We start from the raw sequence: 24,741 nt of genomic DNA, 5'->3' as shown, positions 1-24,741 counted from the left end.
TCCGCCTCACCAGGTGAACCGCTGCTCGCCGGTGACGATGGTGGAACCCGAGATCGAGTTTCCAGAGACCTTCGGCGGCATCTTGGGCAGGGGCTTGGCGTCGGTTGGCCAGGCCTCGGTGGTGGCGGTGTAGCGGGTGTCTATGACCCCGGGGCCCTTGGCGCGGAAGCCGACCGCCACGCCCTCGGCCGCGCCTTGCCAATAGATGCGGTTCCACTGGCCAGGCTGGGTGAGCAGCTTGACCGGGCGGCCGTTGATCGTGGCGTCGGTCAGCTTGCCTGTCGGGCGGATGTCCAGGGTCAGGGTCCGGGCGCCGGCCGGCGGCACGATCCTCACCTCCAGGGAACCGTCGATCACGCGGTTGAGCATGACCGCGGGGGGCAGGGGGTTCACCGGTTTGGCCCAGGCCGACAGGATGTCGCCAGGGGAACCCCGCCAGCCGCCCGGCGCGACATCCTGCACGATGTGGCCGCCGTCGGCCTTGAGGACGGTGCGCGCCCAGTCCGGCGGATTGGGCGCCAGGCTGAAGCGCTTGGCCTGGCCGGTGGCTCCCTGGACGACATAGGTCACGATGGCGGGCTGCGGATGGCGCGCGCTCCACGGGGGGATGGCTCGGACGAGGCCCACCACCGCGAAGCCCACCGCCAGGACGATCAGGGCCACGGTGCGCGGGCGGGTCTCCTCCGGCTCGGCCTGGATCAGCGGCCAGAGCAGCAGGGCGCTCAGCCAGACGAACAGCGCCTGGACCTCCACCATGTCGATGCCGATGAAGACACCGTGCGCGTAGCTCAGCACCCATTGCAGGCCCACCGCCGCCAGCACGGCGACAATGATCGGCGCGGCGATGGGCCGCCAGGTCCCCATGCCGCTGACGGCGCCGGCCAAGGCGCCAAAGGCCAGGGGCCAGGCGATCAGGAAGGCGGCTGTGGGGGCCATGATCTGGAGCGCGAGGGCGGCGAGGAAGGCCAGGCAAAGCACCCCGGTCCAGGTTCCGGCGACGCCCGCGGGGCGTCCGAAGGCGAGCAGGGCCACGACGGCCCCGGCTCCACCGATCCCCAGGCCGATGAGGTTCCAATCCGACAGGGCGGTGCACAGGAAGCCAGCCAGCAGGGCCAGGCCCGCGGCCGCCAGGCGCATGCGTCCCCGGCCCACCGCCGCGGCGGTGTAGAGCAGGGCGCCGATCCCCACCACCAGCAGGGCCAGCTCCCACAGGTGGACATTGGCCAGCAGCTTGGCCTGGTCGTAGAAGCCAAAGCCCGCGCCTGTCACCCGGCGCGCCAGCATGAAGAGGGTGGCCGAGGTCAGCAGCAGGTAGAGCGCCGCCCCGACGCCCTTGGCGACGTCGGCCCAGACAAAGGCGTCGACCCGGCGCGCGCGCCAGACGCCCAGCGCCGTCAGGGCGAGCGCCACGGCCAGCACCCCCCAGCCTGCCAGGGGCGGGTAGGCCAAGAGATAAGAGCCGAGGGTGTTGGAATAGACCTTGTCGGGCGCCTTGCCCGGCAGGGCGGGCGCGAAGGCGGCTTCGCGGGCCGTCGCCAGCACCTCGTCGCCCAGGTGCTGCAGGCTGCCCTGACTGAGGTTTTCCGGCGTCGAGACCGGCGAGTGATAGTCGAACTGCCGGGCGATGAAGGCGTAGTTCAACCCGGCGATCCCGGCCTTTCGGGGCACCGTGAAGTCGGTGTCGTTAGGCAACTGCTTGTAGAGATAGACGGTCAGCGAACTGGAGGCCGGCGACGGCGCCACCTTGCGGAACATGTCCACCACCGCGCCGTTGGCCGCCGCGGTCTCGAACATGTTGGCCGGCCCGCCGCCGCCCCGGGCCTCCATGTTGATGACGAAGCCGATGCGGCGGGCCAGGGGATGGCTCTGGAAGAACCCCGTCGCGCCGACCAGGCCCGCCTCTTCGCCATCGGTGAGCAGCAGGACGACGTCACGGGCCGGCGTACCCTGCGCCTTCAGGATGCGCATGATCTCCAGGCCGGCCGCGACCCCGGCGGCGTCGTCGGCCGCCCCGGGGGAGCCCGGGACGCTGTCATAGTGGGCCATCAGGGCCAGGGCCGGCGCGCTGCGGTCCTTGCCGGGCAGGACGCCGATGACGTTCTCCACCACGCCGCCGATCACCAGGGGCTCCTTGCCCGGCCGCTCCTGGAAGGCGTCGATGCGCTGGATTTGCGGCGACAGGCCCAGCTGCGTCATGCGGCTGACCAGGTAGTTGCGCACGGCGTAGTTGGCGGGCGAGCCGGTGGGGTGGGGGACCTTGGCGATCACCCGGTTGTCGACCATGGCGCGGCCGGCCGAGAAGACGTTGGCCGGCGCATCCAGGCCCAGCGGCCTGGGTGTCATGTTCGCCACGGCCGCCGCGATCAGGGCGACCGCCAGGACCACGGCCACCAGGACATCTTTTCTCAACATGAGCGCTCCCCCAGCGACAGGCGCGGACGTTAGCGGCTCGGCCCCCTGGGACGCAAACCCCGGCACGTGTGAGGCGCAAACAGAAACGCCCGCCGGTGAGGGCGGGCGCTCTGCCGAATTCCTGGAGGTGGAACGCTTGCGGTCTTTAGGCCGCGACGGCGGTCTCCTGGGGGTCGCGCAGCACGTAGCCGCGGCCCCAGACGGTTTCGATGTGGTGCTTGCCGTCGGCGGCCGCGGCCAGCTTCTTGCGCAGCTTGCAGATGAACACGTCGATGATCTTCAGCTCGGGCTCGTCCATGCCGCCGTAGAGATGGTTGAGGAACATCTCCTTGGTGAGGGTGGTGCCCTTGCGGAGCGAGAGCAGCTCCAGCATCTGGTATTCCTTGCCGGTCAGGTGGACGCGGCTGGAGTTCACTTCGACGGTCTTGGCGTCGAGGTTCACGGTGATGTCGCCGGTCTTGATGACCGATTGCGCGTGGCCCTTGGAGCGGCGGACTACGGCGTGGATGCGGGCGACCAGCTCGTCCTTGTGGAAGGGCTTGGTCATGTAGTCGTCGCCGCCGGCCCCGAAGGTCTTGACCTTGGTGTCGATCTCGGCGGAGCCCGACAGGATCATGATCGGGGTGTTGATCTTGCCGACCCGCAGCGTGCGGAGCACGTCCATGCCGCTCATGTCGGGCAGGTTCAGGTCCAGCAGGATGAGGTCGTAGTCGTAGATCTTGCCCAGATCCACGCCCTCTTCGCCAAGGTCCGTCGTATAGACATTGAAGCCTTCCGACTTGAGCATCAACTCGATGCTCTGCGCAGTAGCGCTGTCGTCCTCGATCAACAGTACGCGCATAAAATTCTCCTGAACCGCCCGCGCCTAAAATTGGATTCTTCGGAATCCACGTCGTCCCTCACGGCTACCTTGCCAGCGAGTTAATTTAAGACCGGTTAATAGTGAAAGGCCTCTGACCGAATCGTTAACTCGATTTCGGAATCTCCAGCAAGCGCGGCCGCCGGGCGGAGAGTCGCGGGCGGGGTGAATCTTTTGTGATTGGACAGGCTTGGCCATACGGCGGGCGTTCGTCAGCCGGGGCCCGGGTCGAGCTCCTTGAGGCGTATGACGGCGCGGCGGGCGACCCGAACCTCGAGTCCGTTCAATAGGTTGAGCCTGAGATTGCGGCCGTCGCGGCTCACATGGCGGATCGCACCCTTGGCCACCCACCAGGATCTATGGACCTCAAGCCCCTCGCCGCTGGTGCGGGAGACCGCGTCCGAAAGCCGCATCAAGATTAACGCCGAACCGAAGATCGTATGGACCCCGCATCGGGAGATCGTTATCGGCAAGCGCCATTCGGACGGAACAGCCGGGCGCCTTGGGAGTTTGGACGGTCGAAGCCCTTGAATTCGAAAGGCCACCCCATGCCCACCTCCTATTCCAACGACCGCGTCAGCCTCGCCCCCGTCCTCAACGAGGACTTGGAGGCCGGGTCCGCCTCCCTCGGTGGCGCCGCCAATGACGCCGTCACCGGCGATCCCCTGGCCGGGGTCCAGCTCAAGGCCAAGCCGACCTTCCGCGACCACGTGAAGGCCCACCCGGTCCTGGCCATCGCCCTTGGCGGTCTGGCCATCGGCGCCATCGCCGCCTTCGCCGGGCGAGGCGCCATCGCCCGCACCGCGAAACCTCTGCTAGCCCACACGGTTCGGCCCGCCCTGATCCGGGCCGCCGCCCGCCGCCCCCTGGGTACGGCCAAGCTCGCCGCGCGCTACCCGAAGGCCGCTGCGCGCATCGCCGCAGGCCTGCGCCGGATGGGGTGATCTTCACCACCGGTTAACAGCGTCGGGCGGACTCTGTGGGGCTGAAGAGTTCCCCCGGAGTTCCCCGTCTTGCGCAACCTCGTCGCAGCCGTCGAGCGTCTCGATCCGCTGACCGTCTCGGGTCGCGTCGCGGCGGTGAACGGTCTGCTGATCGAAGCCCGCGGCGGGCTGACCCGCCTGTCGGTCGGGGCCCGCGCCGAGATCGAACGCCGCGCCGACAAGCCCCTCCAGGCCGAGGTGGTCGGCTTCCGTGAAACCCGCGCCCTGCTGATGCCGTTCGGCCCTGTCGAGGGCGTGGCCCCTGGGGCGGAAATCCGCATTGATCCCATGGGTTCGGCCGTCCGCCCGACCCGGGCCTGGCTTGGCCGCGTCATCGACGCCTTCGGTGACCCCATCGACGGCCTCGGCCCCCTGCCGCAAGGCCCCGCCGCCTATCCCCTGCGCGCGGCGCCGCCGGCCGCCCATGCTCGTGGTCGGGTGGGGGAGCGGCTTAACCTGGGCGTCCGGTCCATGAACGTCTTCACCACCTGCTGCCGTGGACAGCGTCTTGGCGTCTTCGCCGGCTCCGGCGTCGGCAAGTCAGTGCTGCTCTCCATGCTGGCCAAGGAATCCGACTGCGACGTCGTTGTCGTGGGTCTGATCGGCGAGCGAGGCCGGGAAGTCCGCGAGTTCATCGAGGAGACCCTTGGCGAGGAAGGCCTGAAGCGCGCCATCGTCGTGGTAGCCACCTCCGACGAGCCGGCCTTGAAGCGCCGCCAGGCGGCCTACATGACCCTGGCCATCGCCGAGTTCCTCCGCGACCAGGACCTCGAAGTCCTGTGCATGATGGACAGCGTCACCCGCTTCGCCATGGCCCAGCGCGAGATCGGCCTAGCGGCCGGCGAGCCGCCCACCACCAAGGGCTATACCCCCACCGTCTTCACCGAGCTGCCCAAGCTGCTGGAGCGCGCCGGACCCGGACCCGTCCGTCCGGACGGGACCACGGCGGGCCCCATCACCGGCATCTTCACTGTGCTGGTGGACGGGGATGACCACAACGAACCCATCGCCGACGCCGTGCGCGGTATCCTCGACGGCCACATCGTCATGGAGCGCGCCATCGCCGAGCGCGGCCGCTTCCCGGCGATCAACGTGCTGAAGTCCATCAGCCGGACAATGCCGGGCTGCCACCTGCCGCACGAGCGTCAGATCGTCACCAACGCCCGCCAGACCCTGGCGGCCTACGCCAATATGGAGGAGCTGATCCGCATCGGCGCCTACCGCACCGGCGCCGATCCCGCGGTCGACCGGGCCATCGCCCTGAACCCGCAACTAGAAGCCTTCCTTGGCCAGGACAAGGACGAGGCCTGCGGCCTCGAAGAAAGCTTCGAACGCCTGGCCGAAATTCTTATGAGTGAGGCCGCATGAGCTGGGCAGACAGTCTGATCAAGCTTTCGACCTATGAGGTCGAGATCCTGCAAAAGCGCCTGGGCGAGATCACCGACCGGCGCATGGCCGCCGAGATGAAGCTGGTCCTGCTGGAGGCCGAGGGCGAGGCGGAGTCGCAGCGCGCCCGTGAGGACGCCGAGCACGGCTGGTATCAGGTGGGCTTCCTGGAGGGCCTGCGGGTCCGCAAGGCCGCGACCCAGGTGGAGATCAACCGTATCGCCGACGAGGAAGCCGGCGCCCGCGACGCGCTCTCACTGGCCTACGAAGAGCAGAAGAAATACGAGCAGGTGGCCGACGGTATCGCCAAGGCCCGCGCCAAGCAGGTCGCCAAGCTCGAGACCGCCGCCCTCGACGAACTGGGCCTGCGACGGGCCGCCGGGGCGCGATGATTTCCGGCCTGCATCGGCGGGCCTTTGTCGGCTCCGCCCTGGCCCTGGCGGCCTGCGGCGCCGACGCCCAGACGGGGCCGGTCAGCCTTCCACCTTTGAAAAGCATCGCGCCGTTCCCGGTGGGTGTCTGCATTCAAGCCGTCCATCTTGAGGACCGCGATCTCGTGCGGCTGCTCGTCGAGCAGGTCTCCCAACTCACGCCCGAGTGGGAGATGAAAATGGAGTACATCGCCCAGCCGGACGGCTCTTTCCGTTTCGATGGGCCCGACCAGATCGCCGCGTTCGCCAAGACCCACGGCCTGCGCCTCTTCGGCCACACCCTGGTCTGGTACGATCAGGCTCCGGCGGCTTTCACCGATCTGGACGAGAGCCGGGTCAGCTTCGCCGACGCCTACCGCAACTACATCCTGGCGGTGGTGGGGCGCTATCGCGGCCAGGCGGTGGGTTGGGACGTGATCAACGAGACGGTGCTGGACGACGGCAGCGGCTGGCGCGACAGCCTCTGGGCGCGCAAGCTCGGCAAGCTGGAGCACATGGTGCTGGCCTTCCAGCATGCCCGCGAGGCCGATCCCGGCGCCGTGCTGTTCCTCAACGACTTCTTCCTCGAAACCCACCCCAAGAAGCGCACGGCGTTCCTCAAGCTGGCCGAGGCGCTGCTGAAGGCCGGCGCGCCCCTGGGCGGCCTGGGCACCCAGACCCACCTGGCGGCGGGCGACCAGAGGGGCTTGATCAAGGCGGCCATCGCCGACCTCGCCTCCCTGGGCCTGCCGATCCATATCTCGGAGATGGACGTCTCCCTGCAGGAGGGGGGCGATCGCAATGAGCGCCTGACCCGCCAGGCCGACCTCTACCGCGAGGCGGCCGAGGCCTTCTCGGCCCTGCCGCAACGCCAGCAGTTCGCCTTCACCACCTGGGGACTGCGGGACCAGGAATCCTGGCGCAAGAGAGAGGATGGCGCCGACGCGCCCCTGCTCTTCGATGTGAATGGAAATCCCAAGCCGGCGGCCGCTGCTTGGGTTCAGGGATTGGGCTGAGAGGCCCTAGCCCCCTCTGAAACACTACCCCTGCTGAGCGGGCGGAGGCCGGACTGAGTGTTCCGCGTCGGTGGCCTGGCGGATGGCGTGCAGGTCGTCGCTCAGGCGGAACAGGGCGACATAGAGTTCACAGAACGACCGCCACAGCAGCACCAGGGCGGCCACCACCAGGAAACCGCCGACCAGCACGCTGGCGGCCAGCAGGATACCCATGAGCAGCTCTTCGCGCAGGGCCACGCCGACCGCGGTGCCGATGAACCCAAAGGCGATCAGGGCGATGACCCCGAGGCCCGCCCAATAGATCAGGTGAATGACCTGGTTGGTCATCAGCCGCTCGAAGGTCAGCAGGTCCCAGAAGAGACTTGCGCCCGCGCCGTGCCGGAGTTTGGGTTTGGATGGCAGCATGCGATGTCCAAGCTCGGAGCCGACAATCGCCCCGTGGGCGAAACCGCTACCAGTGGAAAAGCGCGCCTGCAACGGCCCACACGTTGACGGGGCGCCTAGATCGTCCCCACCGTCTTGAGGCGGGCCTTGGGGTGTACTTCATTCTGGCTCATCACCGGGGTCTGGCCGCGGAAGCGTTCGATGATCGAGCGCACATAGGGGCGGATCTGCGGGCTGGTGAGCAGCACCGGTGAGTCGCCGTTGAGCGCCGCGCGTTCGAAGCTGTCGCGCACACCCCGGATGAATTCCTGCAGGCGCGAGGGGGCCAGCGCCAGTTGCTTCTCGTCGCCGTTGCCGATCAGGGCGTCGGCGAAGGCGTTCTCCCACTCGGCCGACATGGTGATGATCGGCAGGGCCCCGTCGTCGCCGCGGTGGGCGAAGGAGAGCTGGCGCGCCAGCCGGCCGCGAACCTGTTCCACCAGCAGGGTGATGGACTGGGTGTGCGGCGCGGCCTCGCCGATGCCCTCCAGGATCGACGGCAGGTCCCGGATCGAGACCCGCTCCTTGAGCAGGGCCTGCAGGACGCGCTGGATGGTGGTGGCTGACACCACCTGGGGCACCAGGTCGTCCACCAGCTTCTTCTGCTCGGGCGGCAGGTCCTTGAGCATCTTCTGCAGCTCCGCGTAGGAGAGCAGGTCGGGCATGTTTTCCTTGAGGATCTCGGTCAGGTGCGTGGTCAGCACGGTGGCCGGATCGACGATGGTGTAACCGCGGAAGGTGGCCTCCTCCCTCAGGCTGTCATCCACCCAGGTGGCGGGGAGACCAAAGGCCGGCTCCCGGATGTGCTCGCCCGGCAGGTCCACCTGGCCGCCGCGTGGGTCCATGGCCATCAGGGAGCCCAGGCGAACCTCGCCGCCACCGGCCTCCATCTCCTTGATGCGGATCATGTAGCCCTGGCTGGCCAGGCGCATGTTGTCGAGGATGCGCACCGCCGGCATCACGAAGCCGTAGTCGGTGGCCAGCGTCCGGCGCAGGGCCTTGATCTGGTCGGTCAGGCGACGGCCCTCGAGGTCGTTGATCAGCGGCAGCAGGCCATAGCCGAGCTCGATCTTGATCTCATCGATGGCCAGGGTCTGGCTGATCGGTTCTTCCTGTTCCTCGGCGGTGGGAGCGGCGACGGTGAGCGAGTTCTGCTCGGGAACCAAGGGTTTGGCGTGCCCCCGCCGCCAGGCCAGCACGCCGGCGGCGATGGAGACAACGGCGAAGGGGATGATCGGCATGCCCGGGATCAGGGCCACGACGCCGGCGGTGGCCGACACCATGCCGAGCGCGATGGGGTTCATCGCCAGCTGGGTGACCAGGGCCTTGTCGGCCGAGCCGTCGACGCCGGCCTTGGAAACCAGGAAACCTGCCGCGATGGAGATGATCAGGGCGGGAATCTGGCTCACCAGACCGTCGCCGATGGTCATGATGGTGTAGGTCGCGGCAGCTTCGGCGATGGGCACCTTGTGCTGGATCACCCCGATCAGGATGCCGCCGATGACGTTGATGGCGACGATCACCAAGCCGGCGATCGCGTCGCCGCGCACGAACTTGGACGCGCCGTCCATGGCCCCGAAGAAGGTCGATTCCTGCTCCAGCTCCTTGCGGCGCTTCTTGGCCAGATCCTCGTCGATCAGGCCCGAGGACAGGTCGGCGTCGATGGCCATCTGCTTGCCGGGCATGGAGTCCAGGGTGAAGCGGGCGGCGACTTCGGCGATCCGGCCAGAACCCTTGGTGATGACCACGAAGTTCACCAGCACCAGGATGGCGAAGACGATCAGGCCGATGGCGAAACTGCCGCCGGTCATCAGGTGACCGAAGGCCTCGATGACCTTGCCGGCCCCGTGCGCGCCCTCGTGGCCGTGGCCCAGGATCAGGCGGGTCGAGGCGATGTTCAGGGCCAGACGGAACAGGGTGGAGACCAGTAGCACCGTCGGGAAGGCGGTGAATTCCAGCGGCCGGCTGATCAGCAGCGAGGTCATCAGGATTAGCACGGCGCTGGTGATCGAAAGCGCCAGCAGGGCGTCCAGCACGAAGGCCGGGATCGGCAGGATCAGCAGGACGATGACGCCGATGACGCCGATGGCCAGGGCCACCTCGCCACGCGCGATCCAGCTCCACACCTCTCCGGCGGAGGGGCGGTTGGTGCCGTAACCTGCGGGGACGTCAGCCATGGTGGGAATCCGAAACGCCTGCTCTCCGAAGATGTCAGGCCGAAAGCAAGATCAGACGACTAGGCGGCGTGAGCGCCCGCGCCTTGCGGCGCGGGGACCGAGACGCCGGCCTCGCTGTATTCCTTGAGCTTGTTGCGCAGAGTCCGGATGGAGATCCCGAGAATGTTGGCCGCGTGGGTGCGATTGCCCAGGCAGTGCTCCAGGGTGTCGATGATCAGCTGCTGTTCCATGGTCGCCACGGTCTGTCCGACGAAGTTGCGGGTCGCCGACTCGGCGGCGGTGGCGGCGGCGTAGGCCGTGCGCGAGCCAGGGTCCGGGGCGGCCAGGGGTTGGCCGTCGGGCAGTCTGATGGCGGCCTCGTCGATCTCCGGGCCGACAGCCAGGAGGACGGCGCGGTGCATGGCGTTTTCCAGCTCGCGGACATTGCCCGGCCAGCGGTGGCCGGCCAGGCGGCGCTTGGCTTCCCCCGACAGCGGGCGCTCGGCGACGCCATTGGCGGCGGCGTACTTTTTGACGAAGAATTCGGCCAGGGCGACCACGTCGCCGGGCCGCTCGCGCAGGGCCGGCAGGCGCAGGTTCACGACGTTGAGGCGATAGAGCAGGTCTTCGCGGAAGGTATGGTCCTTCACCGCCTGCACCAGGTCGCGGTTGGATGTGGCCAGGATGCGGATGTCGACCTTCACCGGCTTGGAGCCGCCGACCCGGTCGATCTCACGCTCCTGGATGGCGCGCAGCAGCTTGGCCTGCAGGCGCACATCCATCTCGGAGATTTCGTCCAGCAGCAGGGTCCCGCCGTTGGCCTCCTCGAACTTGCCGATGCGGCGGGCGAGCGCGCCCGTGAAGGCGCCCTTCTCGTGGCCGAACAGCTCGCTCTCCAGCAGGTTCTCGGGGATGGCCGCGCAGTTGACCGAGATGAAGGGCTTGGACGCCCGCCGCGACTTCTGGTGGACGTAGCGGGCGATGACTTCCTTACCCGAGCCGCTCTCGCCGGTGATCAGGATGGAGGCTTCCGAGCCGGCCACCTGATCAGCCAGGGAGATCACGGCCTGCATGGCGGCGTCGCGCACCACCATGGGCTTGTTGTCGTCGGAGACGGCGGCCAGCACCGCGGCGATCATCTCCGCCTCGGGGGGCAGGGGGATGAACTCCTTGGCGCCCGCGCGGATGGCGTCGCCGGCCCGCTTGGGATCGGCGTCGACCCCGCAGGCCACCACCGGCACCCGGATGCGCTCGGCCTCGTTGGCCGCGATCAGGGCGGCGATATCGAGGTCATAGTCCACCAGCAGGAGGTCGGCCCCCTGACCCGCGCGCAGGGCGTGGGTGCAGGCCGCGATGGTCTCCACATGGCTGACCTTGGCGCCCGCCGACATCGCCATCTTCACGGCGGTGGACAGTTGCCCGTTCAATTTTCCGACGACCAGAAGCCGCATATCAAATCTCCTCAGACACCAGCAGCCGTCAGGCCGCCGAGTCCCCGTCCTTGATGATTTCCGTCATGGTCACGCCCAGGCGTTCGTCGACGATGACGACCTCGCCCCGGGCGACCAGGCGGTTGTTGACGTAGATGTCGATGGCCTCGCCGACCTTGCGGTCGAGCTCGAGCACGCTGCCGGAGCTGAGCTGCAGCAGCTGGGCCACGGACATGGTGGCGCGGCCGAGCACCGCGGAAATGGAGACCGGGACGTCGAAGACCGGCGCCAGGTCGGTGGCGGTCTTGTCCTCCATGTCCATCGACATGTCGGCGAGCGGATCGCCGGGGGCGAATTCGTCGAGCTCAAGTCCGTTCTCGGCCATGGGGGTCAGCCTTCACTTCCAGGAATAAGGGGTTCGGCGTGCAGGCCCTCGGCGGCGAGCGCCGCTTCCAGGACTTCCGCCACGCGCTCGGCCGCGGCCGCGGGGTCGTAGGCCGCCGCGCCGTCGCCGAAGTCGAGGGTGAAGGCGGCGCCGCTGAGACCGGCGCCCTCCTTGATGTGAATGGCCCCGGCATAGCCGATGCCCTGGGCGACTTCGGCCAGCAGGGGCTCCAGCACGACGGCGAGATCGGGAGAAGCCGACACCACCAGGCGCGGCGCGGCCTCGATCTCGCGGGCCAGGGACTCGAGCGCCGCCAGGATCGGGGCCTCGGGGAAGCGGGCCAGGGCGGCGTCGGCTATGGCCTTGGCGCAGGCCAGCGCCAGGTGAGCCGAGCCGAGCCGGTGCTCATGGGCGACCTCCGCCAGGGTCGGCAGGGCGGCGCGCGCGGCGTCGGCCACCCGCGACAGGGACTGGGCCTGCAAGGCGGCCATGGAGGCCAGGCCCTGGCTTTCGCCAGCGGCGAAGGCGGTTTGGCGCACGGCCTCGACCTCTTCGGCGGTGTAGGCGCGCTTCGGACGCGGGGCGGCGAAGGCGACATCGCCCACCCCGTCGAAGACGGTGTCGAAGCCAAACTTTTCGTGGGGGATATCGCTGGTCATCAGTAGATCAGCTCATCATCGCTGCCGGCGCCGGCCAGCATGATTTCGCCCTTGGCGGCCAGGTCCTTGGCGACCTGCACCATGGCCATCTGGGCCTGGTCGACGTCGCGGAGGCGCACGGGGCCCATGCTCTCCATGTCCTCGCGCATGATCTTGGCGGCGCGCTCGGACATGTTGGAGAAGAACATCTCCCGCAGGCTGTCGGAGGACCCCTTGAGCGCCAGGCCCAGCTGATCCTTCTCCACCGCCCGCAACAGGGTCTGGACCCCGCCGGGATCGAGCTTTGACAGATCCTCGAAGACGAACATCAGGGCGCGGATGCGCTCGGCGCTCTCGCGGTTGCGCTCTTCCAGGGCGGCGATGAAGCGGGCCTCGGTCTGGCGGTCGAAGGCGTTGAAGATGTCGGCCATCATCTCGTGGCTGTCGCGCTTGGAGGTGCGCGCCAGGTTCGACATGAATTCGGTGCGCAGGGTCTGCTCGATCTTGTCGAGGATCTCGCGCTGCACCGGCTCCATCCGCAGCATGCGGGTGACGCACTCCAGGGCGAAGTCCTCGGGCAGGGCGGCCAGCACGCGGGCGGCGTGCTCGGACTTCACCTTGCTCAGCACCACGGCGACGGTCTGCGGGTATTCGTTCTTCAGGTAGTTGGCGAGCACCGCCTCGTTCACGTTGCCCAGCTTGTCCCACATGGTGCGACCCGCCGGACCGCGGATCTCCTCCATCAGGGTGTCGACCTTCTCGGCCGGCAGGAAGGCCGCCAGCAGGCGCTGGGTCTGCTCGAAGGAGCCCATGATCGCGCCGGCGCCGGACATGCCGGAGATGAAGTCCACCAGCAGCTGCTCGACCACCGAGGCGGCCACGTTGCCGAGGCCGGCCATGGCCTGGGAGATCTCCTTGATCTCCTCGTCGTCCAGCTGCTGCCAGATGGTGCCGTGGTCCTCGCCGAGCGCCAGCAGGATGACAGCGGCCTTTTCCGGCCCGCTGAGCCGGGCCGGGTCGGTGATCGCCTTGCCTTTGGAGGCGACAGCCATCAGGTGGTCTCATGCAGCCAGGTGCGCAGCAGCGACACCGACTCTTCAGGATGGCTGTCGACGAATTCGGCCACCCGCTTGACGGAGGAGGCCTTCACCTGGCCCTCGATGCGGGCGATGTCGATTCGCTGATCCAGCTCGTTGCCGGGCCCAGGCAGGGCCAGGGGCTGGCCGGTGTTCGGATCGACGGCCACCTGCATCGGCTGGCCGTCGGCAGTGGTGATGATGCGGGTCATCTGCGGCGCGCTGGCCATGGTGAGGGCCGGCAGCCCGCCGCCAGCCGCCCCGCCCCGACCGCTGCCGCCGCTCAGCATCGGGCGGACCACGAAGATCATCATGGCCAGGGCCACGATGGCCATCACCCCCAGTTCGGCGGCGCGCATGATGTCGTTCTTGTCGAAGCCCATCAGCGGGCTGGCCGCCGTCGTCCCGTCGGCGTCAACGGAGGAGGGGAAACGGACATTGACCACGGTCACCTGGTCGCCGCGGGCTTCATCGAAGCCCACCGCGGTGCGCACCAGTTGCTCGAGACGCTCCATCTCCTGGGCGCTGCGGGGCGTGTAGGCGCCCGGCTTGCCGTCCTTGCCGGGCGCGGTGACCCCGTCGACCGCCACCGCCACGGAGATGCGCTTCAGCTGGCCGGGCTCCTTCACCTCGGTGCGGGTGGTCTTGGAGATCTCGTAGTTGGTGGTGGATTCGGTGCTGCCGCTGTTGGAGATGCTGTTGTCACCCTCCGCGCCCGTTCCGCCTGGGATGTTGTTGGCGGCCGTGGCCTGACCATCGGTGGCGGGACCGTTTTCCTTGGCCGTTTCCTCGGTGGTGGATTCCGAGCGGATCACCTGGCCGTCCGGATCGAACTTTTCCTCGGCGATGGTGACCCGCGACAGGTCGAGGTCGGCGGTGACGTTGACCCGGGCCTTGCCGGCGCCGACCATGCCCTCCACCAGGGCCTTGATGGTCTTGGTGATCCGCTGTTCAACGTCGCTCTTGCGGCCGTCGGCGGCCATGGCGTCCCCGGCCTCGCCGCCCGACAGGGTCTTGGCGTGCTGGTCCACCACGGTCACCCGGTCGGGCTTCAGGTTGGGAACCGCGCCCGCCACCAGGTTCTGCATGGCGCGCACCTGGTCAGCGCTCGGCTGGCGCCCACCAACCCCGATGCTGACCGAGGCCGACGGCTGTTCGGCCTCTTCCTCGAACAGCTCCCGCTTGGGCAGGACCAGATGGACCCGGGCCGAGGTGATGCCGTCCAGGGCCTGGATGGTGCGGGCCAGTTCGCCTTCAAGCGCGCGCTGGCGGTTCAGCTGCTGGACGAAGTCGGTCTGGCCCATGGCGTTGGCGTTGTCGAAAATCTCGTAGCCTACCGAACCCGAGGTCGGCAGGCCCTTGCCCGAGAGCAGCAGACGGGTGGAGGCCACCTCGTCGCGGCCCACCAGGATGGTGGAGCCGTCGCCCTTGAGTTCATATTTCACATTGGCCTGGTCGAGGGCCGCGGTGATGGCGCCGGCCTCCTTCAGGTCCAGGTTCGAATAGAGCAGGGACTTGGGCTGGCCGAGGTTCATGGACAGCGCGACGATCGCGGCGACCACGCCGATGCCGATGCCCAGCAGGGCCGCGACCCGTCCGATGCCGAACCGTTGCAAGGAGGCGACGAAACTGTTCAACGCGAGGCCGTCCCTGTTTCAATGCGGGGGGCCGTCACAGAATGCGCCCGCCGCTAGGCAGGATTTACCCAGTGCTTGGTAAACGACGCGTTTACATCTCAGCTTCGCTGTCGCGGACCGAAGGACGCGATGTCGCAGGTCTAAGGGGAGGACGCGCCAAAGACGCGCGCTGTTTCCCTCGTGGATCCCGGTCCGGCGAGGCTGCGCTTAGCCGCCCCAGGGGGCCAGCGCGCCCCACAGGCCCAGGACCACGCAGAAGGCGGTGTAGAGCAGCACGGTGAAGGTGAACCCGGCCTTGCGGGCCTGGGTCCAGCTGTCCACCCGGCGGCCACCGCGCCATACGGCGGGCGCCATGAGCAGGGTGCCGGCCGTCAGGAGGGTGGCGACGAAGGCGCAGGCCGAGGCGATCACCAGGGTCGCGCCGGGCCAGCCGTACATGATGTTGGCCAGGTCGCTGGTCTTCGACGCCCAGACCAGCAACAGCACCATCGAAGTCAGCCAGAGCGCGGCCTGGATGTTCTGGATCAGGCTGGCGCGGCTCTGGATCCCGGTCTCGCGGAATTCGCGGCGGTTGCGCAGCAGCACGCCGCCCAGGGTGGCGGCCGAGGCCAGGGCCGTGAGGACCCCCAGGATCAGCAGGGTCGTGGGGCGGTTCCAGAAGCCGGTGCGTTCGAAGGTGGAGGCCCCGGTCGCCCGGCTGAAACTGACCGCCTTGCCGTCCGCGACCTCGAAGCTCAGGCGCTCTGCGCCCGTGGTGGAGATGAAGCGGCCGCTCAGCGGATCGCCCTCCGGAACCCAGCTGCGGGCGGGGTCGCCCATGCCGCCGGAGGTCACCAGGCGGCCGTCGTCGGTGACGCTGACCGAGACACCGCTGATCAGTTTGCCGACGAAGGACTCCAGGCCGCGATAGGCGCGCCGGGTGCCCAGATAGTAGCCTTCATAGGCTTTGCGGTTGTCCACCAGGGCCGGGACACCCTTGCGCGGGAAGGGCATCGGCGGCGCGTAGAACTGGGCCACGATGCGCTCGGGCAGGCGCGTGACCAGATCGCCGCCGGTCTCGGTGTTGGTGCTGATGAACACGCCCAGCTTCAGGTCCGGCGCCACCACCATGTTCGACAGGAACGACAGGGTGCCGCCGGAATGGCCGAAGCCCTGATGGCCGCCGGGCAGGTCGTAGGTCGCAAAGCCGTGCAGCCAGCCGTTGATCCCTGGCGCGGTTCGCCGCAGCGGCGTCGCGAAGGCCTTGGCGGTGCGCGGGCCGTAGATGGCCGCGCCGTCCAGGCTGCCGCCGTTCAGCAACATCTGCATGTAGCGCGCCATATCACCGGCGGTGGAGGACACCGAGCCGGCCGGCCCGATGTGGCCGATGTATTCGTAGGGTCGCGCGCTGTAGCCGGTGGGCGTCCAGCGATAGCCTTCCGAGAGGTCGTCCTGCAGGGCGTCAGGCATGGGCGCCGGCAGCCCCGCCTCCGTCGGACGCGCCTCGCGGAAGGTGGTGTGGTTCATCTTGAGAGGCAGGAAGATTTCTTCCTCGATCAGCCGCTCGAAGGGCTTGCCCGAGGCGTAGGACACCGCCTGGCCGGCCAGCGCCGCGCCATAGTTGGAGTAGCTGGCGACCGCGCCCGGCGTATGGACTCGGCGAGGCCGCTCCTGGCGCAGATAGGCGGCCAGCGACCGCTCGCGGCTGGGGTTCTTCTCGAACAGCTGGCCCAGGGCGCGGTCCTCGAAGCCCGTCGAGTGGTCCAGCAGGTTGCGGACGCGGATCGGCGTGTGGAACCCCTGGTCCTTCACCTGCAGCTGTTCAGGCAGGTAGAGGTTGATCGGCTGGCCCAGGCGGATGCGGTCGGCCTCCACCTCCTTCATCAGGGCGATCCAGGTGAAGGTCTTGGAGATCGAGCCCACGCGGAACAGCGTCGTGTCAGGATTGACCCTGCGGGCCGGGGAGAGACTGGCGAAGCCGTAGCCCTTCTTCAGCACCACCTGACCGTCCTGGATCACCGAGACGGTGACGCCGGCGATGTGCTCCCGGTCCATGGCGTCCTTCACGACGCCGTCGACATAGGCCTCAAGTTCGGCCGGCGGCAGGGGCTGGCCCGGCGCCAGGCGCGCCCCGGAGGCCGCCAGCGGCGCTGCGGGCGCGATGGTGGTCAGGCTGGAGGTGGGAGCGGCCGTGGCGGCCGCAGATGCGGGCGCGGCGGCGGCCGGGCGCGCCACGCTGCGGGCCGCGGGCCGGACCGGACGACGCAGGGTCTCATAGGGCACAGGTCCCTGCGGGTTAGCGGCGGTGGGGGTCGCGGAGGTCGCGGGGGGCGCGGCGGCGTCCTGGGCGATGGCCGGTGCGGCCAGGAGGAGGAGCGCGGCGAAGGCGGCTTTGGCGACGGAATTCATCGATTGGATCGGCTTCGGGTAAAGGGCTGGCGCAAGCCCCCCTTGTAGAGAGGCCAGCGCGGTCTTCAACCCGGCCCTCGCCCTTAAGGCAAGTTGCCCGCCGAGAGTGTCGGGGTTAGGCGGCGGCAGGCCTACCCGGCTGATGCGCCTGACGGTTGCGAGTGAGGGCTTTGGTGAACAGGGTCCGATTTCCTCGGATCCTGGAAGGCTCGAGCCGGAGGGGCCTGCGGGAAGGGGTACAGGGGCAGCATCGGACGCAGCTGCGGCCCGATCCAGACCTGGGGTTCGGAGGGTGGAGTCATGCCCTCCTTCTTTTCGCGCGCCGAGACGCAGGCCAGGACATGCTTGGCGAGGCTGGGGAAGTCGCGGGCGCCGGGGCTCGACTGCAGGAAGCACTCATCGAAGAACGGATACTTGTTGGACTCCCCGCAGCCGAACGACGTGCGGTCGGGCCGCGCCGCCGTCAGGATCATGCGGTTGGGCTGGGCCAGTTCAGGGATGAAGACGCCCGAGAAGCAGGCCGAGATCACCACGACGGTGGGCCGCTGGCCGCAGGTTCGGTCCAGGATCGCCGCCAGCAGACGCGGCGCCAGGAGGTCCCGGTCCACCAGCACCCCCTGAGGGGCGCCGTGCGAGGACAGATAGAACAGGCAGCCGCCGCTTGCCCGCGGCGCCACATCGGTCAGGGCCTCGTAGATGGCCTTGGGACTGGATTTCCCGGGCTTCACATCCCTGTAGCGTTCGGGCCGGACGGAGAACTGCCGCAGGTTGCCTTTCTGGAATCCGATCCGCTCCAGTTCCTGAGCGACATCACGCCGCGCGTTGTCGAAGGCCTCGGAGGGGCGGCCGGAACTCGCGTGCCAGTCGCCGGCCACCACGATGGCGGCCCAGTCGGAGAAAGGTCCCTCGGCGGCGAACGCCGGGGCCGTCCAGCCGATCAGCAGGACTGTCAGGACGCCGAGGAAACCGCGGCGCAGGCCCATGCTACTTCTTGTAGGACTGGAAGGGGGTGGGAACCGCCGTGCCCGTGGCCTTGGCCACCAGCCGGCCGTCGGCGTCGTAGAGTTCACCCTCGGTGAAGGCGATGGTCCGCCCCCATTTGGCCACCCGGCCGATGCCCTTCAGGGTCCCGGGCATCGCCGGGCGGTAGAAGGTGGTCTTCATCTCGGCGGTGGGCGCCACATGGGTCATGCCTGAGGCCACCATGCAGGCCGTCGACATCGCCTCGTCCAGCATGGCGCAGAGATAGCCGCCCTGGATCTGCTTCATCGGATTGAGCAGCAGCTCGGCCCTGGCCTCGAAGGCCACCTCAACGGACTTCTCAGCCTGACTGACCGCCACCATGCGGAAGCCCAGGGTCTGGGATCCGGTGGGCTGGTTCTTGGAGCGCAGGAAGCGCGCCAGGATCGCCTCGTCGGTCAGGGCCTCGGGCTCCGGGGCTGCGACGTCGGTCATGGTCGGGGCTCACTTCTTGCGGAATTGGTCCAGGGAGACGACGTTCGCCGCCTCCGGGTCGGCATCGGCGGCGTCCGCGGCGGGCGCGGGCTTGTCGGCCACGGCGGCCGGGGCCTCGCCGGCCGCCGGAGCGGTCTCGAACGACAGCAGGAACTGGACGCTGGGATCGTAGAACCGGGTCACCGCCGCATAGGGGACCGAGAGCCGCTTGGGCTGGCCGCCGAACTTCAGGGTGACCGAGAAGAAGGTCTCTCCGGGCGCCAGGTCCCAGTACTGGTGCTGCAGGACGATGGTCATCTCGTCCGGGTACTTGCCCAGCAGGTCGGCCGGACCGGAGACGCCGGGCGCCTCGCTCTTGAAGGTGATGTAGAAATGGTGCGCCCCGGGCAGGCCGTCGGGCGCCGCGGCGCGCTTCAGGGCGGCCTTGACCACACCACGCAGCGCTTCCTGAGCCATCGCCTCGTAGTGCATCTGGTCTTGGGCCGGCGGGTCCTGAGCCATGGTGTCTCCGAGAGGCGATAGGCGAGTTGCCAAAGGGTAACGCCTCCGGGCGTGCGCGCAAGGCGGCAGGCGAGTCAAAACGCAGGCTGCGGCCTTGGCGCCACGCGCTTGGCGGACATGGCGGATGCGCCTATTGCGGAATTCGACCGGGGGCCGCCGTCCAAGACCATGCTGTTTGCTTCGCCGACCTTCCTGTTCGTCTTCCTGCCCCTGTGCCTGGCGGCCTATTTCGCCAGTCCGTCAATCGCGCTGAAGAACGCCGTCCTGCTCACCGCCTCCCTGGTATTCTACGCCTGGGGCGAGCCGGTCTTCGTGGTGCTGATGGCGGCCATGACCCTGGCGAACTACGCCGCCGCCCTGGCCATCGACGCCCGCCAGGGCGCGGCCCGCAAGGGCGCCCTGGCGCTGGCGGTGGCCATCAACCTCGGCGCCCTGACCGTCTTCAAATATGCGGGCCTGATCGCCGTCAGCCTGGGCCTGCCCGATCCGCAGATTCCCCTGCCGCTGGGGATTTCCTTCTTCACCTTCCACTGCCTCTCCTACCTGATCGACACCTATCGCCGGCGCTTTCCGGCCAACCGCGACGTCACCCAGGTGGCGCTCTACATCGCCCTGTTCCCCCAGCTGATCGCCGGGCCCATCGTCCGCTACAAGACCATCGCCAAGCGGCTGGCCCATCGCCGCCACAGCCTGGGTCGCGCCTCAGCGGGCATCCGGCTGTTCATCATCGGCCTGGCGCAGAAGCTGCTGATCGCCGACCCCATCGCCCCCCTGGCCGACGCGGTGTTCGACCACGCCAGGGCTCCCGGCCTCATCGAGGCCTGGCTGGGCGCGGGCGCCTACGCCCTGCAGATCTATTTCGACTTCGCCGCCTACTCGACCATGGCCATCGGCCTGGCGGTGATCTTCGGCTTCTCCCTGCCGCGCAACTTCCGCACCCCCTATGCCTCAGCCTCGGTCACCGAGTTCTGGCGCCGGTGGCACATCAGCCTCTCCACCTGGTTCCGGGACTATCTCTACATCCCGCTGGGCGGCAATCGCGGCCCCGCCTGGAAGACCTGGCGCAACCTGATCGTGGTCTTCCTGCTGTGCGGCCTCTGGCACGGGGCGGCCTGGACCTTCCTGCTGTGGGGCGCCTGGCATGGGTTGTTCCTGGTGCTGGAGCGGGCAGGGCTCGGTCGCCTGCTGGCGCGCCTGCCGCGCCCGGTCGGCTGGGCCTATGCCCTGACGGCCGTGACCCTGGGCTGGGTGCTCTTCCGGGCCGCCGACATGGGCCGGGTTGTCGATCTCTGGACCGGCATGGCGGGGCTGCGGGGTCTGGGCGGCCTCCAGGCCCAGACCCATGCCGCGCTCCAGCCCCTGCACCTGTGGCTGGTCCCCCTCGCGGGCCTGCTCGCGGTGTTTGGCTTGCCCAGGGTCCTGAGCAAGGTTCGCGGCCTCGCCTGGGTCGACACCGCGGGCGTCGCCCTGCTGCTGGCGCTCTGCCTGCTGAAGGTCGCCTGGGGCGCCTACAGCCCCTTCCTGTATTTCCGGTTCTAGGGGCGCGCCATGCTGATGACCCGCCCCCGCCGCCCCCTGATCCTGACGGTCCTGGCCGTCCTGGTCGCGCCCGTGATCGCCATGCCCTTCGTGCCGTTCAAGACCGTGTCCCTGGAAGAGAACCGCCGCCTGGCGTCTGCGCCGACCCTGCCGACCACGCCCGGCGAATGGCGCAAGCTGCCGCGCGCGATCGACGCCTGGCTCGCCGACCATTTCGGCTTCCGCGATCCCCTGATGCGGATGGCGGCGGAGCTGCAACGCAAGCTGGGCGGGGAGGGCGCGGCCGCTACCGCGGTCACCGGCCGGCGGGGGCAGATGTTCCTGGTGGACGGCCTGCTGCGTTCCACCGGCCAGGAGGTCGACCCAGCCCGCGCCGCCGACTACGCCGCCTTCGTCTGCGAAGCCAAGGCCAGGCTGCCCGGCGTGAATGTGGTCGCCAGTCTCGCCCCGTCGCCGGCCGAGATCGTCGGCGACCTGGCTCCTGACTGGGCCGGGCCGGCCAGGTCACCTACCGAGTACGACCTGGTCCTCAAGGGCCTGGCCCGATGCGGCGTCACCAGCGTTGATCTGCGCCCGAGCCTGCGCGCCGCCCGAGCCGAGGGTCAGGTCTACCGCCAGCTCGACAGCCACTGGTCCCTGCGCGGCTCGCTGACCGCCTACGGCGAGATCGTTCAGGCCATGGGTCAGCCCGGCTGGCGCATCGATCCCAAGGCCCTCTCCTGGGGCGTCGTGGCGTTGGACAATGGCGACCTGCCCCGGCTCGCCGGCCGGCCCCAGGCCTTCGAGCAGGTGGAGATCCATGACCGAACCGCCCTGCCGCCCGGCGCCGCCCGCGCGCCGATCCCGGGCCTGGCGTCGCGCGCCGCGCCGCCCTTCCTGATCGACACCGGCAAACCCGGCCCCACGGTGCTGATCGTCGGCGACAGTTTCACCGCCGATCCCATGCCGCCCTATTTCGCGCCCTTCGTCGGCAAGGTCGCCTGGGTCCACGAGGACCGCTGCGGCTTCGATTGGCGGGTGGTGGGGCGGGTGAAGCCGGACTACGTGCTCTTCCTGGCCGCCGCGCGCGAAGCCGTCTGCGGCGGCGCAAGGCCCGCGCATTTCAAGTGATGTGGGGAGGAAGAAAGGTGGAGGGCTTCTGTTGCAAGGCGCCCTCCGGGCCCCGCCTAGCGCTGCTAAGACGCTAGGAGTTTAGGTCGAAATCTATCGGGTCGCTTACGCGGCCAAACGGACTTCTTCAGCGAAGTTATCGTTCGCATTTAGATAAAGGCCCGAAACGGTGGGCCAAGCCGGAAGAAAGCAACACCTTTAGACGTCTGTCGATGCTGATCGGCCCCGCACTTGCCCGCGATAACCGGGGGAAGATTGGTGGAGCCGCCGGGAATCGCACCCGGGTCCAGTCCGCTTATTACGTGCGCGTTTATCCTCATAGTCGGGCCGAAACCCGACCCTGCATATATAGGCGTGATGGGTTCCGATTTGAAGAACCGATGGAAAAAACACGCCTCTCGCCGTCCACGATGCGTGAATGGGCGAGCGGATGCGTGGACGGCCACCGATTGTGCGCGAGCGGGTTAGGGAGAGATGGGCTTCATCCCATAGCCTTTGGGCGATCACGTTTCGCACAGCCCGAAGGCTTCCCATGCACCCCCTGATCTACGCCGCCCGACCCCTGGTCCTGGATTTCCTGGCGACCATCGTCTTTCTGGTCCTGGTGGCCCTCAAGGTCGATGCGGCCATCGCCGCCGGCGTCGCCATCGCCATCGGCGTGGCGCAGGTGGCCATCCTCAAGGTCATCAACCGCCCCGTCGCGCCGTTGCAGTGGTTGGGCCTCGCCCTTGTCCTGGTGTTCGGTACGGCCAGCCTGCTGACCCACGACATGCGCTTCCTGATGGTCAAGCCCACCATCATCTACCTGCTGGTGGGCGCCTTCATGCTCCAGCGCGGCTGGATGCTGCGCTACCTGCCGCCCATCGCGGCGGGTCATGGCGAGGATGTCATGGTGGTGTTCGGCTATGTCTGGGCCGGGCTGATGTTCGTCAGCGGGATCGCCAACGCGGTGGTGGCCGTGGCCTTCACCGCCCACTGGGTCGTCTTCATGGCCATCTTCCCCACGGCCTCGAAGGTCGCGCTGTTCGCTCTCCAGTACCTGACCATGCGGACGGTCGTGCGCCGGCGGATCATCGCGGCGCGGGAAGTTCCGGAAGGGGCCGTGGCCTAGGCGCTGGCGCGCGCTTCCTTGGCCTTGGCGATCAGGCCGGCGATCAGGATGTCCTTGTAGGACTTCAACAGGCCGAAGGACCGCTCCACCTGGTCGCGGTCGCCGGTCACCAGCAGCTCCATGGCCAGGCCGCGCATGGCCGCCATGTGCAGGCCGACCATGGCGTCGACAGCCTCGCGGTCCTCAATGCCGATCTCCTGGGCCAGCTCCCACATCCGCTGGCGGCGGTTCTGTTCGATGCTGTTGAACATGTCGGGCAGCTTGGCGGCCAGCACCTTGTCGGAGCGCGCGGCCATCATGATCTCGAGCTTGGCCATGGCGGGCTCCTGGATCAGGACCGTCCAGGTCGTCTCGGTCCGCGACATGAAGAAGGCCAGCTTGTCGTCGTCGTCGTCGTTGAGGGCCGGGGGCTGGTGCGACCGCTCGTCGGCGCCCGAGGCGTAGGCCACCACCGCCAGCATCAGGTCCACCTTGGACGGGAACTGGTGCAGCATGCCACCGCGGCTGACGCCCGCGGCCTCGGCGATGGTGGAAAGCGTGGTGGCTGAGTAGCCCAGCCGGTTCAGGCAGTCGACGGCGGCGTCGATCAGCCGGGCGCGCATGCTGGCCGTGCGCTCCGCCTGGCTGCGCCGCGCCTCGGGGACAGTGTCGCCCTTGCCGCCCATATCAGTGGCCTCCCAACCCTGCGGCATCCTGCGGCTGTTCCGCCACGGGAGGCAAGGTGAAGAAAAGAGGCGCCGACGCGTCTCGCGCGCCGGCGCCAGTGCCCAGACGATCTTTGCGACCGCTTGGGAGGACCTCTGTGATCTGTGAATTCCCGCGCCCGATATCGGAGCGCGGCGCCCATGCGAAACCGCACGGACGCCGGCGCCGAAGGTGAGCCATGGCGCCCGCGGCATCCTGGAAGAGCCGCCGGCGCCCGGCCGTCTGAATGTTAAATTCGTCCAAGTGAAAACGACTCACGCGACCTGACCCGGAAATTGGGCTGGGACGCAAAATTGCAAAATAAATCAATCAACTAAAAGCAGGCTGGCGATGAATGGATCGCCTGTTGTTTCCAAATCCCCGTCGGGCCGGTTCTGGTTCACGCCCCGGTTGGGACCCGCGCCGATCAGCCTCGTCGTTGGGAGGAAGAGACACCCGCGCGGACGCGGCGTCAACAAACAAACCGTCCAAGCGGTCTGTTTTTCGCGAGCTTGCGTGTTTGTATCGAAGTTCTAGAAAACCTCGGCCCCGCGGGTGATCGACAGCACCCCAGTCCGCGACAGCTCCACCAGGCCCAGCGGCCGCATCAGGTCGACAAACTTGTCGATCTTCGACGAGGCGCCGGTCAGTTCGAAGATGAAGCTGTCGATGGTGGTGTCCAGCACCTTGGCGCGGAAGATGTCGGCGATGCGCAGGGCCTCGACTCGGTCGCCGCCCGATCCCTTCACCTTCACCAGGGCCAGTTCGCGTTCCAGGCCGTTGGGATCTCGGGTGATGTCCTGCACGTGGCGCGTGGCCACCATCTTCTCGAGCTGGGCCTCGATCTGCATCAGCACATGCGGGGTGCCCCGGGTGACGATGGTGACGCGCGAGGTGTGCGCGCGGCGGTCGGTCTCGGCCACCGTCAGGCTCTCGATATTGTAGCCCCGCGCCGCGAACAGCCCCACCAGCCGGTGCAGAACCCCCGGCTCATTGTCCACCAGGATGGCGAAGGTCGCCAGGCTCTCGGCCTCTTCCGAAGGGGTCAGGTCATAGACGGAGGCAGGCTGGGTGTCGGACATGCGGATCTCGTACGAAAGCGTCGGCACGGAGGTGTCACAAGCGCGTCCGGCGGGCAAGGG

The 24,741-nt window shown here is 68.3% G+C and carries 23 protein-coding genes and 1 other RNA gene; 7 read left to right on the top strand and 17 right to left on the bottom strand.

What is annotated here, in order from left to right; genetic code table 11:
- Positions 1-6 precede the first annotated feature (6 nt).
- The 3 genes from OCL97_RS01645 to OCL97_RS01635 all read right to left on the bottom strand — a co-directional run bounded on the left by OCL97_RS01645 (position 7) and on the right by OCL97_RS01635 (position 3,816).
- A complete protein-coding gene (locus OCL97_RS01645) occupies positions 7-2,412 on the bottom strand; it encodes a M20/M25/M40 family metallo-hydrolase (protein ID WP_377367005.1) in 2,406 nt (801 codons plus the stop codon).
- 145 nt (positions 2,413-2,557) lie between these two features.
- Entirely contained in the window at positions 2,558-3,253 is a 696-nt protein-coding gene (ctrA, locus tag OCL97_RS01640) for a response regulator transcription factor CtrA (RefSeq protein ID WP_304819868.1), read from the bottom strand.
- Between the two features lie 230 nt (positions 3,254-3,483).
- The gene (locus tag OCL97_RS01635) at positions 3,484-3,816 is read right to left on the bottom strand and encodes a LytTR family transcriptional regulator DNA-binding domain-containing protein (RefSeq protein WP_377367003.1); all 333 of its coding nucleotides are present in this window, start codon (positions 3,814-3,816) and stop codon (positions 3,484-3,486) included.
- 3 nt (positions 3,817-3,819) lie between these two features.
- Here OCL97_RS01635 and OCL97_RS01630 point away from each other — a divergent pair, with 3 nt between their 5' ends.
- The 4 genes from OCL97_RS01630 to OCL97_RS01615 all read left to right on the top strand — a co-directional run bounded on the left by OCL97_RS01630 (position 3,820) and on the right by OCL97_RS01615 (position 7,066).
- Complete coding sequence (locus OCL97_RS01630; RefSeq protein ID WP_377367001.1) at positions 3,820-4,215, top strand: hypothetical protein; 396 nt, start codon at positions 3,820-3,822, stop codon at positions 4,213-4,215.
- A gap of 69 nt (positions 4,216-4,284) precedes the next feature.
- Positions 4,285-5,622: a flagellar protein export ATPase FliI gene (gene fliI, locus OCL97_RS01625; protein WP_305338162.1), complete on the top strand. Its 1,338-nt coding sequence runs from the start codon at positions 4,285-4,287 to the stop codon at positions 5,620-5,622.
- Positions 5,619-6,032, top strand: a complete 414-nt coding sequence (locus OCL97_RS01620; protein WP_304781758.1) for a flagellar export protein FliJ — start codon at positions 5,619-5,621, stop codon at positions 6,030-6,032. The genes fliI and OCL97_RS01620 overlap by 4 nt, the downstream gene beginning before the upstream one ends.
- Positions 6,029-7,066, top strand: coding sequence for an endo-1,4-beta-xylanase (locus OCL97_RS01615; RefSeq protein WP_377366998.1), 1,038 nt, complete (start codon positions 6,029-6,031; stop codon positions 7,064-7,066). The genes OCL97_RS01620 and OCL97_RS01615 overlap by 4 nt, the downstream gene beginning before the upstream one ends.
- Before the next feature lie 24 nt (positions 7,067-7,090).
- Here OCL97_RS01615 and OCL97_RS01610 read toward each other — a convergent pair whose 3' ends face one another.
- From OCL97_RS01610 to OCL97_RS01560, 11 genes are all read right to left on the bottom strand, one after another.
- Positions 7,091-7,471: a DUF4282 domain-containing protein gene (locus OCL97_RS01610; protein ID WP_377366996.1), complete on the bottom strand. Its 381-nt coding sequence runs from the start codon at positions 7,469-7,471 to the stop codon at positions 7,091-7,093.
- Between the two features lie 95 nt (positions 7,472-7,566).
- Positions 7,567-9,666 carry a flagellar biosynthesis protein FlhA gene (gene flhA, locus OCL97_RS01605; RefSeq protein ID WP_377366994.1) on the bottom strand — a complete coding sequence of 700 codons (2,100 nt, stop codon included), beginning with the start codon at positions 9,664-9,666 and terminating at the stop codon, positions 7,567-7,569.
- A 59-nt stretch (positions 9,667-9,725) separates the two neighbouring features.
- Positions 9,726-11,096 carry a sigma-54-dependent transcriptional regulator FlbD gene (gene flbD / locus OCL97_RS01600; RefSeq protein ID WP_304781773.1) on the bottom strand — a complete coding sequence of 457 codons (1,371 nt, stop codon included), beginning with the start codon at positions 11,094-11,096 and terminating at the stop codon, positions 9,726-9,728.
- A 28-nt stretch (positions 11,097-11,124) separates the two neighbouring features.
- Positions 11,125-11,460: a flagellar motor switch protein FliN gene (gene fliN / locus OCL97_RS01595; protein WP_215338970.1), complete on the bottom strand. Its 336-nt coding sequence runs from the start codon at positions 11,458-11,460 to the stop codon at positions 11,125-11,127.
- Positions 11,461-11,465: 5 nt separating this feature from the next.
- A complete protein-coding gene (locus OCL97_RS01590; protein ID WP_377366992.1) occupies positions 11,466-12,119 on the bottom strand; it encodes a FliH/SctL family protein in 654 nt (217 codons plus the stop codon).
- Positions 12,119-13,150, bottom strand: coding sequence for a flagellar motor switch protein FliG (gene fliG / locus OCL97_RS01585; RefSeq protein WP_377366990.1), 1,032 nt, complete (start codon positions 13,148-13,150; stop codon positions 12,119-12,121). The genes OCL97_RS01590 and fliG overlap by 1 nt, the downstream gene beginning before the upstream one ends.
- Entirely contained in the window at positions 13,150-14,811 is a 1,662-nt protein-coding gene (gene fliF / locus OCL97_RS01580; protein ID WP_377366988.1) for a flagellar basal-body MS-ring/collar protein FliF, read from the bottom strand. The genes fliG and fliF overlap by 1 nt, the downstream gene beginning before the upstream one ends.
- 207 nt (positions 14,812-15,018) lie before the next feature.
- Positions 15,019-17,199 (bottom strand): serine hydrolase domain-containing protein, encoded by a 2,181-nt coding sequence (locus OCL97_RS01575; RefSeq protein ID WP_377366986.1) that lies wholly within the window; start codon positions 17,197-17,199, stop codon positions 15,019-15,021.
- 131 nt (positions 17,200-17,330) lie between these two features.
- Positions 17,331-18,182, bottom strand: a complete 852-nt coding sequence (locus OCL97_RS01570; protein WP_377366984.1) for a C13 family peptidase — start codon at positions 18,180-18,182, stop codon at positions 17,331-17,333.
- A gap of 1 nt (position 18,183) precedes the next feature.
- Positions 18,184-18,654 (bottom strand): PaaI family thioesterase, encoded by a 471-nt coding sequence (locus tag OCL97_RS01565; RefSeq protein ID WP_304781796.1) that lies wholly within the window; start codon positions 18,652-18,654, stop codon positions 18,184-18,186.
- A gap of 9 nt (positions 18,655-18,663) precedes the next feature.
- Positions 18,664-19,155: an SspB family protein gene (locus tag OCL97_RS01560; RefSeq protein ID WP_304781799.1), complete on the bottom strand. Its 492-nt coding sequence runs from the start codon at positions 19,153-19,155 to the stop codon at positions 18,664-18,666.
- Between the two features lie 117 nt (positions 19,156-19,272).
- On the opposite strand from OCL97_RS01560, the gene OCL97_RS01555 reads away from it, so the two are divergent.
- Entirely contained in the window at positions 19,273-20,694 is a 1,422-nt protein-coding gene (locus OCL97_RS01555) for an MBOAT family O-acyltransferase (RefSeq protein WP_377366981.1), read from the top strand.
- Positions 20,695-20,703: 9 nt separating this feature from the next.
- Positions 20,704-21,804 carry an alginate O-acetyltransferase AlgX-related protein gene (locus OCL97_RS01550; protein WP_377366979.1) on the top strand — a complete coding sequence of 367 codons (1,101 nt, stop codon included), beginning with the start codon at positions 20,704-20,706 and terminating at the stop codon, positions 21,802-21,804.
- A gap of 16 nt (positions 21,805-21,820) precedes the next feature.
- Here OCL97_RS01550 and ssrA read toward each other — a convergent pair.
- Positions 21,821-22,182, bottom strand: a transfer-messenger RNA (tmRNA) gene (gene ssrA / locus OCL97_RS01545).
- A gap of 154 nt (positions 22,183-22,336) precedes the next feature.
- Here ssrA and OCL97_RS01540 point away from each other — a divergent pair.
- Positions 22,337-22,915: an inner membrane-spanning protein YciB gene (locus OCL97_RS01540; protein ID WP_377366977.1), complete on the top strand. Its 579-nt coding sequence runs from the start codon at positions 22,337-22,339 to the stop codon at positions 22,913-22,915.
- Here the strand turns inward: OCL97_RS01540 and OCL97_RS01535 are convergent.
- A complete protein-coding gene (locus OCL97_RS01535; RefSeq protein ID WP_377366975.1) occupies positions 22,912-23,607 on the bottom strand; it encodes a TetR/AcrR family transcriptional regulator in 696 nt (231 codons plus the stop codon). The genes OCL97_RS01540 and OCL97_RS01535 overlap by 4 nt on opposite strands.
- A 525-nt stretch (positions 23,608-24,132) precedes the next feature.
- Complete coding sequence (gene ilvN, locus OCL97_RS01530; RefSeq protein WP_215338995.1) at positions 24,133-24,681, bottom strand: acetolactate synthase small subunit; 549 nt, start codon at positions 24,679-24,681, stop codon at positions 24,133-24,135.
- Between the last annotated feature and the right edge of the window lie 60 nt (positions 24,682-24,741).

Source organism: Phenylobacterium ferrooxidans (assembly GCF_042714595.1).
Lineage (GTDB): Bacteria > Pseudomonadota > Alphaproteobacteria > Caulobacterales > Caulobacteraceae > Phenylobacterium > Phenylobacterium ferrooxidans.
The sequence above is the reverse complement of the archived record's forward strand: the minus strand, read 5'-3'. Positions and strand labels throughout refer to the sequence as shown.

Excerpts from the sequence above, each read along its gene's own strand:
- OCL97_RS01645 (WP_377367005.1), bottom strand. The coding sequence starts at position 2,412 with ATGTTGAGAAAAGATGTCCTGGTGGCCGTGGTCCTGGCGGTCGCCCTG.
- ctrA (WP_304819868.1), bottom strand. The coding sequence starts at position 3,253 with ATGCGCGTACTGTTGATCGAGGACGACAGCGCTACTGCGCAGAGCATC.
- OCL97_RS01630 (WP_377367001.1), top strand. The coding sequence starts at position 3,820 with ATGCCCACCTCCTATTCCAACGACCGCGTCAGCCTCGCCCCCGTCCTC.
- OCL97_RS01620 (WP_304781758.1), top strand. The coding sequence starts at position 5,619 with ATGAGCTGGGCAGACAGTCTGATCAAGCTTTCGACCTATGAGGTCGAG.
- OCL97_RS01615 (WP_377366998.1), top strand. The coding sequence starts at position 6,029 with ATGATTTCCGGCCTGCATCGGCGGGCCTTTGTCGGCTCCGCCCTGGCC.
- OCL97_RS01610 (WP_377366996.1), bottom strand. The coding sequence starts at position 7,471 with ATGCTGCCATCCAAACCCAAACTCCGGCACGGCGCGGGCGCAAGTCTC.
- flhA (WP_377366994.1), bottom strand. The coding sequence starts at position 9,666 with ATGGCTGACGTCCCCGCAGGTTACGGCACCAACCGCCCCTCCGCCGGA.
- flbD (WP_304781773.1), bottom strand. The coding sequence starts at position 11,096 with ATGCGGCTTCTGGTCGTCGGAAAATTGAACGGGCAACTGTCCACCGCC.
- fliN (WP_215338970.1), bottom strand. The coding sequence starts at position 11,460 with ATGGCCGAGAACGGACTTGAGCTCGACGAATTCGCCCCCGGCGATCCG.
- OCL97_RS01590 (WP_377366992.1), bottom strand. The coding sequence starts at position 12,119 with ATGACCAGCGATATCCCCCACGAAAAGTTTGGCTTCGACACCGTCTTC.
- fliG (WP_377366990.1), bottom strand. The coding sequence starts at position 13,150 with ATGGCTGTCGCCTCCAAAGGCAAGGCGATCACCGACCCGGCCCGGCTC.
- OCL97_RS01575 (WP_377366986.1), bottom strand. The coding sequence starts at position 17,199 with ATGAATTCCGTCGCCAAAGCCGCCTTCGCCGCGCTCCTCCTCCTGGCC.
- OCL97_RS01570 (WP_377366984.1), bottom strand. The coding sequence starts at position 18,182 with ATGGGCCTGCGCCGCGGTTTCCTCGGCGTCCTGACAGTCCTGCTGATC.
- OCL97_RS01565 (WP_304781796.1), bottom strand. The coding sequence starts at position 18,654 with ATGACCGACGTCGCAGCCCCGGAGCCCGAGGCCCTGACCGACGAGGCG.
- OCL97_RS01560 (WP_304781799.1), bottom strand. The coding sequence starts at position 19,155 with ATGGCTCAGGACCCGCCGGCCCAAGACCAGATGCACTACGAGGCGATG.
- OCL97_RS01555 (WP_377366981.1), top strand. The coding sequence starts at position 19,273 with ATGGCGGATGCGCCTATTGCGGAATTCGACCGGGGGCCGCCGTCCAAG.
- OCL97_RS01550 (WP_377366979.1), top strand. The coding sequence starts at position 20,704 with ATGCTGATGACCCGCCCCCGCCGCCCCCTGATCCTGACGGTCCTGGCC.
- OCL97_RS01540 (WP_377366977.1), top strand. The coding sequence starts at position 22,337 with ATGCACCCCCTGATCTACGCCGCCCGACCCCTGGTCCTGGATTTCCTG.
- OCL97_RS01535 (WP_377366975.1), bottom strand. The coding sequence starts at position 23,607 with ATGCCGCAGGGTTGGGAGGCCACTGATATGGGCGGCAAGGGCGACACT.
- ilvN (WP_215338995.1), bottom strand. The coding sequence starts at position 24,681 with ATGTCCGACACCCAGCCTGCCTCCGTCTATGACCTGACCCCTTCGGAA.